Here is a 13162-nt window from a genome sequence, read left to right on the forward strand (position 1 = left end):
CACTTTTTTATTTTAAACTACTTCTGCGACTACAAAAGTACTTCCACCGATATAAATCACATCTTTTTCAGAACTTTGCTTTAAAGCGGCATTTTTAGCCTCAGAAACACTAATATATTTTTTTCCTTTTAAATTACATTTCTCTGCAATTCCAATTAACTTTTCAACTTCCAAACCTCTTGGAATATTTGGTTTACAGAAATAATAAATTGCATCTTTTGGAAACATTGTCAAAACTTCTTCCACAGATTTATCATTTACAAATCCTAAAACAATATGTAAATTTTCAAAATCTTCTTCTTCCAGTTGTTTTAAGGTGTAAAACAATCCTTCTTTATTATGTGCTGTATCGCAAATCACTTTTGGAGATTTTTCTTGTAAAATCTGCCATCTTCCCTTTAAACCAGTGTTTTCAACAACTTTTGTTAAACCTAATTTTAATTGATTTTCACTAATGTTTATTTTATTTAAATCTTTTAAAACTTTGATTGTTTGAACAGCTGTTTTTAAATTTTTTTGCTGATAAGAACCTAATAAATCTGTTTTATAATTTTCTATTATTTCTTTTTCTGCTAAATATAATTTTGCATTTTCTTTCTTTGCTTTTGCTTCAAAAACAGGAAAAACTTCTTCTTGATATTCTCCAATTACAACTGGAACATTTTCTTTGATAATTCCAGCTTTTTCCTTTGCAATTCCTGGTAAAGAATCTCCTAAAAATTGAATATGATCTTTTCCAATATTTGTAATCACTGAAATTTCTGGATGAATAACATTTGTAGAATCTAATCTTCCTCCTAAACCAACTTCAATGACAGCAAAATCAACTTCTTTTTCTTTGAAATAACTAAAAGCTAAACCAACTGTCATTTCAAAAAAAGACAAACTATTTTCTTCAAAAAAATGTTTATTGTCTGCTATAAAATCTACAACAAATCTTTCTTCTATTTCTTCTCCATTAATTTTAATTCTTTCTGTATAATTCTTTAAATGTGGTGAAGTATATAAACCCACTTTATAACCTGCTTCCTGTAAAATAGATGCAATCATATGACTTGTAGAACCTTTTCCATTTGTTCCTGCTACATGAATTGCTCGAATGTTTTTTTCAGGATTCTTAAGAAAATCAACCAATTTTATCGTATTTGATAAATCTGCTTTATATGCAGTTTTTCCCTTTTGCTGATACATTGGCAATTGAGAAAACATCCAATTAATTGTCTCTTGATATGTCAAAATAAAATTTTTAAAAAGTGAAGTTTGAAATATATTAATTTAAAAGAAAATACTTTTAAATAAAATGAAGTATGTATAAACAGAAAAACATGTTAAGATTTACCTTAACATGTTCAAATTCTTTATCGTAATTAAAATCTTATAAAGAAGCTACGTGTTTAGCTAATTTAGATTTTAAGTTTCCTGCTTTATTCTTGTGAATAATGTTTCTCTTTGCTAACTTATCTAACATAGAAACCACAGATGGGAATAACTCCTCTGCAACAGCTTTATCTTCAGTTGCACGTAATTTTCTTACAGCATTCCTTGTAGTTTTGTGGTAATATCTATTTCTAAGATATTTAGTCTCTGTACTTCTTATTCTCTTAAGCGCTGACTTATGATTTGCCATTTTAGTTATATATTTTTACAAGTTGTAGTCCGTAGGGGAATCGAACCCCTGTTACCAGGATGAAAACCTGGCGTCCTAACCCCTAGACGAACGGACCATTATAAAGTTATTAAAAAATCGTAGTCCGTAGGGGAATCGAACCCCTGTTACCAGGATGAAAACCTGGCGTCCTAACCCCTAGACGAACGGACCATTAAAGTTATTAAAAAATCGTAGTCCGTAGGGGAATCGAACCCCTGTTACCAGGATGAAAACCTGGCGTCCTAACCCCTAGACGAACGGACCATTATTTTATATTTGTCTTTATTTCTAAAGCGGTGCAAATATAATATTTTTTTTTAATCTCAAAATATCTTTTAAAACTTTTTTTAAAATTCTCAAAGAACAAATTGTTAAAAAACAACCGCATTTCTTTCGATTTGCGGTTGCAAAAGTAAATCTTTTTTTTATTTCTACAAGAAATTTTTAAAACTTTTTTTGTTTTTTTTAATGTTAATATGCCTTTGCAAATAACACTCTTTTCTTAGATGGTTTTCCTGAAAAAATACAAACTCCATCTTCTTCTTTGAAACTCAAAGGAATACATCTAATCGTTGCTTTTGTAAGCTCTTGGATTTTTTCTTCTGTCTCAATAGAACCATCCCAATGTGCTGAAACAAATCCGCCTTTATTTTCAATTACTTCTTTAAATTCATCAAAAGAATTTACTTCTGTAATATGCTCATTTCTATAGTTTACAGCCTTTGTATAAAGGTTTTCTTGAATTTCTTCTAAAAGCTTCTCGATATGCTCAACGATTCCTTCCTGTGCCATACTTTGTTTCTCTAAAGTATCTCTTCTTGCAATCTCAAGAGTTCCGTTTTCCATATCTCTTGGTCCCATTGCAATTCTCACAGGAACACCTTTTAATTCATATTCTGCAAATTTCCAACCTGGTTTATGCGTTGTTCTATGGTCAAATTTTACCGAAATTCCTTTAGCTCTTAATCCTTTGATGATTTCGTTTGCTTTTTCAGAAATCATATCTAATTGTTCTTCTGTTTTATGAATAGGAACAATTACAACTTGAATTGGTGCTAACTTTGGAGGAAGTACTAATCCGTTATCATCAGAGTGAGTCATAATTAAACCTCCGATTAGACGAGTAGAAACTCCCCAAGAAGTTGCCCAAACATGTTCTTGTTTTCCTTCTTTTGAAGTAAATTTAACATCAAAAGCTTTGGCAAAATTTTGACCTAAGAAGTGAGAAGTACCAGCTTGCAATGCTTTACCATCTTGCATTAAAGCTTCAATTGTATAAGTTTCATCTGCTCCAGCAAATCTTTCACTTTCTGACTTTACACCTTTAATAACAGGCATTGCCATAAAATTTTCTGCAAAATCAGCATAAACTCTTTGCATTTGTTCTGCTTCTGCAATAGCTTCTTGTTTTGTTGCATGTGCAGTATGTCCTTCTTGCCATAAGAATTCCGCCGTACGTAAGAATAATCTTGTACGCATTTCCCAACGTACAACATTTGCCCATTGATTTACTAAAATTGGTAAATCTCTATAAGACTGTACCCAACCTTTATAAGTATTCCAAATAATTGCTTCAGATGTAGGGCGAACTACTAATTCTTCTTCTAATTTTGCTTCGGGATCAACTCTTAACTTTCCTTTGTTATCAGGATCATTTTGAAGTCTATAATGTGTTACTACAGCACATTCCTTAGCAAAACCTTCCGCATTTTTTTCTTCAGCTTCGAATAAACTTTTAGGTACAAAAAGTGGAAAATATGCGTTTTCGTGTCCAGTTTCTTTGAACATTCTGTCTAATTCAGCTTGCATTTTTTCCCAGATTGCAAAACCATATGGTTTAATCACCATACAACCTCTTACACCTGAGTTTTCAGCTAAGTCTGCCTTTACTACTAAGTCATTGTACCACTTAGAATAATCGTCTTCTCTTTTAATTAGTTTCTTACTCATTCCCTACGTTATTTGGCATAAATATTGTTGCTTTTTAACACAATATCGATAAAATTTTGGACAAAATTAATTAATTTTGATTTCTTCAACAATAAAAACTTATAAGGATTATGAAAGCTTCAGATTTTAAAAAAAAGAAAAAGCTCCGTTTCTTTGTTTTTGCGTCCCTCGCAATGACAATAGTTTCATGCGGTAGCATCGACAATTCTCAATATTCTGATAATGATGGAATTTATGCATCTCCATCTAAAAGATATGTCTCGGATGATTCCAATACATACGAGAGAAATACAAATGATAATTATACATATCTTGATAAAACTCCAGATTCTGAGCAGAATAATTCTAATAATTCAACAAATAACTCAAATTCAACAAACAATTCACAAAACTACTTTTCATATAAATTACAGGAAGTTCAAAACCAACAAGAACAGAATAATCAAATCTTTACAGATATTGATGCTTATTCAAGTGAAGAAGAAGGTGGAGAAAATGAAAATGGTGAAACTGTAAGTGAAACAGTTTACGAATACCAGCCAAATAATTTAGGTTCTGAAGCTCCTTGGGGTTATACAGATAATGTAAATGTTAATGTTTACACTTACCCAACTTATGATTATTTATATTGGAATTCCTTTGGTGGATGGGGTGTAGGATTTGGATTTTATCCAGATTTCTATTATCCATATAATCCGTATTATTACGCAGGTTACTACCCTTACCGTTATTGGAATCGTTGGAATCGCTGGAATCATTGGAACCGACCTTATCCATATTATAATTATCACAGAAATCCTGGATATTATCATTCTCCTTACCGTAATACAAACTATTATTACGGAAAAAGAAATACTAATTATTACAATAAAAGAGGTACGTCAAGAACTTCAGACTATTATTCTAGAAGTAAAAGACCAAGTTCTGCAACTTATAACAATAAAAGAGGTACTTCTTCACCAAATTATTCAAAATCTAGAAGCAATTCTACACAAAACAACAGTAGAAGAAATTATAATTATTCTCAAAAAGATAGAAATAACACTAGATCTAATTCAAGATCGAACAGTTATAATAAGAGAAATGATTCTTATAACAAAAGAAATGATTATAATAGATCTTCTAGAAGAAATAATGAATATCAATATAAATCTAGAAGTAGTAACAATTACAACAGAAACAACAGTGGAACTTACAACAGAGGTTCTTCTAGAAGTGGAGGATCATCAAGAGGTGGTTCAAGAAGGTAATTTTATCTAGATTTTTAATTTTTAACTTGACACAACTATGAAAAAAATTTTAGCATTAGCACTTATTATATTTGCTGGATATCAAACAAAAGCACAGATTTCTAGTTATACAGATGTTGGAAACTTATTCACTACAGAAGATTTAAACGGTACTTCTCGTTTCGTTAGTATGGGTGGAGCTTTTGGTGCATTAGGTGGAGATATTTCTGCTATTTCGATTAATCCAGCTGGTGCTGCAGTTTTTATGGATTCTCAATTTTCTGGAACAATTGGTTTAAGATCTACATCTTTAAAATCAAATTATTATGGAACAACAAACACTTCTGATGAAAGCTATTTTAACTTACAGCAAGCAGGTGTTGTTTTTGTGACAGAATATAATTCTAGTACTTGGTATAAAGTTGCTTTTGGTGTAAATTATACACTAGCAAGTGATTATGAAAATAATTGGCGAGCAAATGGAAACAGTGGTTTTGCAACTTTTACTTATGATCAAGATGGAGAAAATCAACCATATACATATACAACTGGACAAAGATTTCAAAATGTGAATGATGGACAGAAAAATAAATACGAATTCTTTGTTGCAGCAGAAATAAATGAAAAATTCCAAATCGGAGGTTCTATTACAACTTATGCAACAGATTATCGTCAAAATGTAATTCTTCAAGAATTCAATGATGATAATGAAGGAAACGAATTAGATGCAACTTTGGATCAGCTTTTAGAAACAAGTGCAAATGGAGTTTCTCTTGGAGTTGGTATTATTTATAAACCAATTCAGGAATTTCGTTTAGGTCTTTCTTACCAATCTCCAACATGGTATTCTGTTTCAGAAGCTGCACATGATATTGAAAGAAAATATTATAGTATTGATGAAACAACTTATGTGAATAATTTTGATCCTAACTTTTTCGATTATGATTTAAGAACTCCAAGTAAAACTACTTTGAGTTTTGCTTATATTTTTGGAAAAAAAGGATTAATCAGTGTGGATTATACATATCAAAATTATAGAAATATCAAACTAGATGATCCATATGATAGCTTCAGAGATGAAAATAGATTCTTTGAGGATTATTTAAATGGAGTTTCGCAATTAAGAGTTGGTACAGAATGGAGAATTAAAAACTTTAGCCTTAGAGGAGGTTATAATTATGAGCAAAGTCCATTTAAAAATGCAACAAGTTCAGAAGATAAAAATCGAATTACTTTTGGTTTAGGTTATAATTTTGGAAATGTAAAAGTTGATTTAGCTTATCAAAATTTACAATACGATACTTATTATGATTTTTACCCACAATATCAAGAAGTGGACTTAACTAAATTAAAAGTAAATACAAGTTCAATTTTAGCAACTGTATCTATTAATTTGTAAAATCAGAACGCAATTTTCAACATAATAAGTTTTTATATTATTATTAAAAAAGAGGCCTAAAAAGCCTCTTTTTTTTATAAAACTATTCCAGCAGTTTGTAATAAACTTATTTTAGATTTCATTAATTTATATAACAAAATATTATTTTTCAATTGCGCTTCAATCCATTTTTGCTCTCGATAATTAATCGTAAATAAAGCACTTTCTCCTAAGAAAAATTTTCGTTCTTCTGCTTTTACTAATTTCTCATAGTTTTTTGTGTTTATTATCGCAATTTCTCTTTGTTTTGAAACAGATTCTAACTCAATTTGATATGCTGTTATTTTATTTTGTAAAACTAAAGTTTCATATTTCGATTGGTATTCTAAATCTTGAATTTTATTCTTAATTATTCTCAATTCTCCTCTTTCTTTTCTCAAAAATATTGGAAAACTAAATTTTACTTTAAATTTATAATTATCTACATCTAAAGCTTGTACACCTTCATCAAAATTAGAACTCAAAAAATTATATTCTAAATTTATCTTAGGTAATAACTTATTTTTCTTCAATTTCTTATCAAACTTTGAAATATCTAATTTTGAATTTAACATTTGAATTTTCGGGTGATTTTCAATGATATTTTGATTTTCTAAAGCTGAAAATGTTCTCAATCGCCATTCTTCCAAATCTATTTCAGAAGGTAAAATTTCTTCTTGAATTTCCATTGGAATGTCATTAATCCACAAATAATTACTAACATTTAATTTCGCTTTATTTCTTGATAAATAAGCATTTTCTAAATCCAATCTTCGATTATCTAAATTGATTTTCGCCTCTAAAGTATCAACGGCTGCTTTTTCTCCTTCCAAAAAACTTTTCTTTGTTGCTTCAAATCTCGTTTTTGCATTTTCTAAAGAATTCTGAAAAACAACAACATCTAAATCTGTTTTATACCAAAGAAAATAAGCCAAACTTGCATCTGATAATAAATCAATAACCAATTTTTGTTGTTCCGCTTTTGCTAAATTTCCATATTCTCTAGCTTTTTTTACAGAAATATCTCTTTTATTAAAGATAAAATCTTGAGCTAAAGGAACTGAAATTCCAACCGCATATAATCCATTATCTGGAACTGTCAAACTCGGATCTAAATATTTTCCATCATTATCTTCATAATTTGCTTTTACATCAATTCCATACCATAATGGAACTTTAAAAGTCGAAGAAAATTCTTTATAATATTTTGTATTCTTAAATTCTTTTTGCGAAAAATTTGATTCTAATTTTGGATCAAATAATCCTTTTGCTTTTAACAATTTCGCTTCTGCATCTTGAATTTTCAAATCAGCTTGCTTAGCTAAAGGATGTTGTTTTTTTACAATCGAAATAAATTCCTCAAAAGATAATGTATCTCTCCATTTTTCTTGTCCAAAAGAAAACTGAAATAACAATAAAACGAAAACACTAATTATCCACTTCATTTTTTCTTCTCTTTATTCTTTTTTTCAACATTTTGTTTATAAAAATCTGCTGGAAAACCATTAAGTTGTCGCCATAATTCATACCAAATCGGAACATCATTTAACAAAGCAACTGTATTTGCTCCTGTTCCAATTCGTACGTTTTTTGGCCATTCTTTATCATTTTCATTTGGAACAACCAACAAACGAAATTTTCCATTTTCGCTCATAAAAGATTCAATTGTCACAACTTTTCCAGCAAAAGTTCCATAAGAAGTATTCGGCCAACCACTAAAAAATAAAACTGGCCAACCTTCAAACTGAATTCGCACCTCACCTCCAACATGAATCAAAGGCAAATCAATTGGATCTACAAAAGTTTCTACAGCCAAATCATAATTTATCGGCATAATACTAACCAACTTTTCTCCTTCTTTAAATGCTTCACCAATTCCTACTCGAATCGCTCGATTGATTATTCCTTTTTGTGGAGCAGTAATATATAATTGATCTTGACGAATTTTATAACTAGCTGTTTGATTTTCTAATTTTGAAACTTGTGCTTTTGTATTTAATAAAACAGATTCTACACTAAAAATTTCTCCTTGTAATTTTGCTATTTTATCTAAATAAGTTGCCTTTAATTTGCTAATTTCAAAAGCTGCATTTTGAATTTCATTTTGTGTGATATTCATTTTATTTTGCTGAGAAATATATTTTGCTTTCGAATCTTGCCATTTTAAATTTTTCTCTTCAACATCTTTTTTGGCTTTTAAACCTTCTTTATGAAGAGAACTTGTTCTGTCTAATTGGATTTTAGCTATATCAACATTATTCTTTAAAGCAATTAAATAAATACTGTCATTCTCATATTTCAAAGCCAATTGTTTTTGCTTATTTTTTGTTTGTGCAATCTTATTCGTTCGCTCTTGTTCTAAAGCTTGAATCTGCTTTTTTAAAGCATTTTGCTTTTCTTTATAGGAAAGAATTGACGCACTTTTTGCTTCTTTTTGCTCTACTGTTTTTTCTAATAATTCTGGATCTTGATATTCGTTTTTAATTTCAGAAATAAACAAAATCGTATCTCCTTTTTGCACAAAATCTCCTTCTTTTACAAACCATTTTTCAATTCTTCCAGGAATTGGTGATTGAATCGTTTGCGGTCTTTGATCAGGTGAAAGTGCAGTTACAAATCCACTTCCTTTTACATTTTGTGTCCAAGGTAAAAACAGTGTGATTAAAATAATTAATGAAAAAGCAATCAAAAAACGATTGAATATTTTGTAGTCTTTCTTTCTTTTTATTCTTTGAAAAGAAGAAAATTTATGCAAATCAACTTCCTTCTTATTGATATTTTTATTTCTCGATATATTAAGCATAATTCTTTTTCTTTAAATCTTTCTTTATACATAAACCTTGAAGAGTTTGGAGTTTCACTTTCGTAAAAACTCCAACTCAACAAGTGGGAAAAGATGACTGTTATTAATTTTTAGTAATTAAATTCAATGAATTTTCTCTAACAGAAACTGGAATTGCATCTTTATGTTTTGAAAAATCATGGTTACTTGCAATCAGCAAAATCCATTTCTTTTCTTCTTCTAAACATGCAATAATCTCTTGAGATTCTTCTTTGGACATATGCGAAAAAATATGATCTAACATCAAAATTTTCGGTTTCATCATGATTACTCTAGCTAATAAAATTTTCTTCGCTACAGCATCTGGCAAATTTGTTCCATAAGGTTGAATCAAAGTTTCTATACCATTTTCTAAATTTTGTATAAAAGATTTTAAGCCTAATTTTTCTAATAATTCTAAAACTTCCATTCTAGAAATATTTTTATTTCCGAAGGAAATATTCTCATAAATTGTTCCTTTAAATGGCATTTCTTGTGCAAAAACAGTTGCTACTTTTTCTTGATATTCCACTGTATTTAGTTGTGAAAAAGGAATATCATTTAGTAAAATAGCTTGTTTTGACTTTTGTGAAAAACCACTTAATATTTCAAAAAACATCGATTCTGTATGTCTAGAATCACTTTGTAAAATATATGTTTTTCCTTGTTCAAAAACCGATTGTTGCAAATCCATTTCTGGAATATATTTTACTTCCAATTTGTTATTCGATTCTTTGAAAACTTGAATATCTGGATTTTTAGCTTCATCTAAATCTTTGTCAACCACATAAGCGATTTTCTCCAAAGAAGTTAAAACATCATAAAAAGATTCCAATCCTGTAACCATTTTTTCAACAGAATTAATAATCATTAAAATGATAATTTCAGAGGCAACAAATTGACCGATATTTAGTTTTTGATTTAAAACCAAAATTCCACCAATTAATAACAATCCAACAGTAATGAAAACTTTAAAAGCAATCATTTTTTTAAATTGAAATAATAATAATCGGAAATGTTTTTCTCTTGATTTTAAATAAGCATCTGTCAATTCATTATTTCGATTTAAAATAAATTCTTCGCTATTCGAAGTTTTAAAACTTCGCACTTGAGAAGCAATTTGCTGAATCCAAACAGCAGCACTATACTTTGTATTTGATTCCTCCAAACTCGTTTCTAATCCCTTTTCAATGGAATATTTGAAAAGAAAATAAATGATGAAAACAAATAACAAACCGTAAAAGATGAAAAAAGAATGGTAAAAGGAAAGCAAAAGCAGACCAAATACAATTTGTAATAATGCTGCTGGAAAATCAAGTAAAATCTTTGATAAACCTTTTTGGATTCCAACTACATCGAAAAAATAATTGGCATATTCAGATGTATGTTTCTTTTGAAAAGCTTTCCAATTGATTTTTGGAAATCGATAAGAAAATTCAAAAGAAGTTCTTGTAAATATTTTTTGTTGAATATTTTCTAAAATTCGAATCTGCATCATTTGTAAAACTCCTTGAAAAGCAACACCAATTGTTACTAAAACAACCAAAACTACCCAAGAAGAGGAGATTTGACCTGTTTGTAAAAGATTAATAATTGCTTGAATTCCCAAAGGAATCGACAAGGAAACAATTCCGACAAAAATTGCGTAATAACAGATTTGTTTGATATCTCTTTTATCAAGTGAAAGCATTCCAACCAAACGCTTCCATGAAATTTTTATTTGTTTGTTCATAGATTACCAGCTCTGAGTGTAGCCAGAGATTTTTGAATAAAAAATTGAATGAATCGATTAACACCTTATCTTTTAGGATGATTATTCTATTTTTTTCACTAAAAGATTTTGTAAAATAAATTGCAGCGACGCATATTTCCTATCAAATTGGTTTTTGATGGAATTATTACGACAAATTCATTAAGATAATTCTGGTGGTGGTGAGACGATTTTAGAATAGAGTTGTCTCTTTTTGAATAAGTTATAATTATCGAATTTGTGATTTTGATTTGTTAAAAGCTGAAAACTATCTGAAAATTCGAAAAACAATTCGAATTCTACTTCTTTTTCTTTGACTTCTTTTTCAGAATTTTCTTCAAAATCTACTAATTCATAAGAAGATTTTATTTCATCAGCCATAAAAAAGTGAACTGGCTTTATAAAAAAAGCATACAAAAACACTGGAATTACCAGTATTCTAAGCAATATTTGTATGTGTTTTTTCTTTAAGTTCATTTTTAAGTTTTATTTTTGCTGAAATAATTCTATGCAAATATAATAGTATTACTATTAATTCTGATTGTTTAACTAATATTTAACAATTATTTTTACTTAAAAACGTTTAATCAGTCTTAAGAAATTATTTAATGTATATTTGTTTTTTCATGAACTTATATAATCTATAAGTCATTTTCTCCTTGTATTTATTAATCTTTACTCAAAAATTTGTAATTTAAATATTAAAATATTTAGCTTAAAACTTATGAAAAAAATAGTCCAGAAATTTATTCTAATAACACTCTTAATTTTTTCTTTTACAGTACAAGGGCAGACTAAAAACTTAATAGTTACGGCAAGAAAAGGAGATGGAATATATTCTTTATTAAGAAAACATGGACTAGATCCAGGAAAATATTATTATGCTTTTATCAAATTAAATAAGAAAAGTATTGGGAAGAAAAAGCAATTATTCGCTGGTAGAAAATATAAACTTCCTATTAATAAAAATGCTAAAAAACCTGTAGAAAAAGTAAAGGAAAAAGAGGATAAAAATAAAATTGTCATGACTTATGATATTTTTGGAAAAAAACACAAAGATGTCAAACTGATTGATAATAAATTGGAAGGAGCTGTTTATTATTTAGTTTCTGGACATGGTGGACCAGATCCTGGAGCAATTGATAAATATAAAGGAAAATTGCTTTGTGAAGACGAGTATGCTTATGATGTTACTTTACGTTTAGCAAGGAAATTAATTCAGCATGGAGCAACCGTTTATTTGATTGTTAAGGATAAAAATGATGGAATTAGAGATGATGTTATTTTAGAATTAGATAAAGATGAAGTTGTACATCCTAATTTAAAAATTCCATTACACCAAGGAAAAAGATTAAAACAAAGAACAGATGCAATTAATAAATTGTACAAACAAAATAAAAAGAAATTCCAACGACTTTTAGTTTTACATGTGGATAGTCGAAGTAAAAGACAGAATATTGATGTTTTCTTTTATCATTATGAAGGAAGTAATACAGGGAAATCTTTAGCAACAACTTTAAGAAACACTTTTAAGAGAAATTATAAAAAATATCAACCAAAAAGAAGTTATGAAGGAACTGTAAGTTCAAGAAATTTATATATGATTAAAAATACATATCCTTCGATGGTATATATAGAATTAGGAAATATTAGAAATTCTAGAGATCGTAAAAGAATTATTAATCCAGAAAACAGAGAAGCAATGGCTAAATGGATTAAAGAAGGAGTTTTAGAAGATTATAATAAGTACAAAAAATAAAACTTTGGAATTTAGTTCCAAAGTTCTTTGCGACCGTGGAAGGATTCGAACCCTCAACCCTCGGAGCCGAAATCCGATATTCTATCCAGTTGAACTACACGGCCTAAAGCTCTTAAAAAAAGAGCTTATATTTTTAGTTAGATAATTTCGCTTTAACAACAGTAGAAATTGATTTTCCATCTGCTTTACCTGCTAATTTAGAAGAAGCAATTCCCATTACTTTTCCCATATCAGCCATTGAAGAAGCTCCAGTTTCCGCAATAATTCCTTCGATGAATTTTTCTAATTCATCAGTACTTAATTGCTCAGGTAAAAATTTAGAAATTACTTCAGCTTGTGCAATTTCAGGCTCTGCTAAGTCTTCACGACCTTCTTTTGTATATAATGCAGCGCTATCTTTACGTTGTTTTACTAATTTTTGTAATAACTTAATTTCTTCGTCTTCAGATAAACCTTCCGATCCTCCTGTTTTAGTTTGTGCTAATAATATCTCTGATTTGACAGCTCTTAAAGCTTCTAAAGCAATTGTATCTTTCGATTTCATTGCTTCTTTCATGCTCGTCATGATTTGTTTCTGTAAGCTCATAA

Annotated in this window: 11 protein-coding genes and 4 tRNA genes; 3 read left to right on the forward strand and 12 right to left on the reverse strand. The window is 28.9% G+C overall.

The genetic code is table 11. From position 1 onward, the window contains the following. Window positions 1-12: 12 nt before the first annotated feature. The 6 genes from I1A51_RS01920 to proS all read right to left on the reverse strand — a co-directional run bounded on the left by I1A51_RS01920 (window position 13) and on the right by proS (window position 3598). The gene (locus I1A51_RS01920) at window positions 13-1236 is read right to left on the reverse strand and encodes a bifunctional folylpolyglutamate synthase/dihydrofolate synthase (RefSeq protein WP_196890687.1); all 1224 of its coding nucleotides are present in this window, start codon (window positions 1234-1236) and stop codon (window positions 13-15) included. 139 nt (window positions 1237-1375) lie between these two features. Next, window positions 1376-1627, reverse strand: a complete 252-nt coding sequence (gene rpsT / locus I1A51_RS01925; RefSeq protein ID WP_196890688.1) for a 30S ribosomal protein S20 — start codon at window positions 1625-1627, stop codon at window positions 1376-1378. Window positions 1628-1652: 25 nt separating this feature from the next. Beyond that, window positions 1653-1724, reverse strand: a tRNA-Glu gene (locus I1A51_RS01930). 23 nt (window positions 1725-1747) lie between these two features. Next, window positions 1748-1819: transfer RNA gene (locus I1A51_RS01935), tRNA-Glu, on the reverse strand. 21 nt (window positions 1820-1840) lie between these two features. Further along, a tRNA-Glu gene (locus I1A51_RS01940) sits at window positions 1841-1912 on the reverse strand. Between the two features lie 207 nt (window positions 1913-2119). Next, window positions 2120-3598, reverse strand: a complete 1479-nt coding sequence (gene proS / locus I1A51_RS01945; RefSeq protein ID WP_196890689.1) for a proline--tRNA ligase — start codon at window positions 3596-3598, stop codon at window positions 2120-2122. A 110-nt stretch (window positions 3599-3708) separates the two neighbouring features. Between proS and I1A51_RS01950 the strand changes: the two genes are divergently transcribed. Both I1A51_RS01950 and I1A51_RS01955 read left to right on the forward strand, forming a co-directional pair. Then, window positions 3709-4848: a hypothetical protein gene (locus I1A51_RS01950; RefSeq protein ID WP_196890690.1), complete on the forward strand. Its 1140-nt coding sequence runs from the start codon at window positions 3709-3711 to the stop codon at window positions 4846-4848. Between the two features lie 37 nt (window positions 4849-4885). Then, complete coding sequence (locus I1A51_RS01955) at window positions 4886-6226, forward strand: OmpP1/FadL family transporter (RefSeq protein ID WP_196890691.1); 1341 nt, start codon at window positions 4886-4888, stop codon at window positions 6224-6226. Window positions 6227-6300: 74 nt separating this feature from the next. Here the strand turns inward: I1A51_RS01955 and I1A51_RS01960 are convergent, their stop codons facing one another. The 4 genes from I1A51_RS01960 to I1A51_RS01975 all read right to left on the reverse strand — a co-directional run bounded on the left by I1A51_RS01960 (window position 6301) and on the right by I1A51_RS01975 (window position 11196). Continuing rightward, the gene (locus I1A51_RS01960; RefSeq protein ID WP_196890692.1) at window positions 6301-7689 is read right to left on the reverse strand and encodes a TolC family protein; all 1389 of its coding nucleotides are present in this window, start codon (window positions 7687-7689) and stop codon (window positions 6301-6303) included. Then, complete coding sequence (locus I1A51_RS01965) at window positions 7686-9047, reverse strand: HlyD family secretion protein (protein WP_196890693.1); 1362 nt, start codon at window positions 9045-9047, stop codon at window positions 7686-7688. Before I1A51_RS01965 ends, I1A51_RS01960 begins: the two co-directional genes overlap by 4 nt. A gap of 103 nt (window positions 9048-9150) precedes the next feature. Further along, on the reverse strand, window positions 9151-10797 hold the full coding sequence (locus I1A51_RS01970) for an ABC transporter transmembrane domain-containing protein (RefSeq protein WP_196890694.1): 1647 nt from the start codon (window positions 10795-10797) through the stop codon (window positions 9151-9153). A gap of 180 nt (window positions 10798-10977) precedes the next feature. Further along, a complete protein-coding gene (locus I1A51_RS01975; protein WP_196890695.1) occupies window positions 10978-11196 on the reverse strand; it encodes a hypothetical protein in 219 nt (72 codons plus the stop codon). Window positions 11197-11539: 343 nt separating this feature from the next. Between I1A51_RS01975 and I1A51_RS01980 the strand changes: the two genes are divergently transcribed. Continuing rightward, window positions 11540-12574, forward strand: coding sequence for an N-acetylmuramoyl-L-alanine amidase family protein (locus tag I1A51_RS01980; protein WP_196890696.1), 1035 nt, complete (start codon window positions 11540-11542; stop codon window positions 12572-12574). A 30-nt stretch (window positions 12575-12604) separates the two neighbouring features. On the opposite strand, the gene I1A51_RS01985 is transcribed toward I1A51_RS01980, so the two are convergent. Together I1A51_RS01985 and I1A51_RS01990 are read right to left on the reverse strand one after the other, a co-directional pair. Continuing rightward, a tRNA-Arg gene (locus I1A51_RS01985) sits at window positions 12605-12678 on the reverse strand. A 29-nt stretch (window positions 12679-12707) separates the two neighbouring features. Next, a complete protein-coding gene (locus tag I1A51_RS01990; RefSeq protein ID WP_196890697.1) occupies window positions 12708-13160 on the reverse strand; it encodes a GatB/YqeY domain-containing protein in 453 nt (150 codons plus the stop codon). Window positions 13161-13162: the final 2 nt, after the last annotated feature.

Origin of the sequence: Aureivirga marina (assembly GCF_015767265.1) — a bacterium.
GTDB lineage: Bacteria > Bacteroidota > Bacteroidia > Flavobacteriales > Flavobacteriaceae > Aureivirga > Aureivirga marina.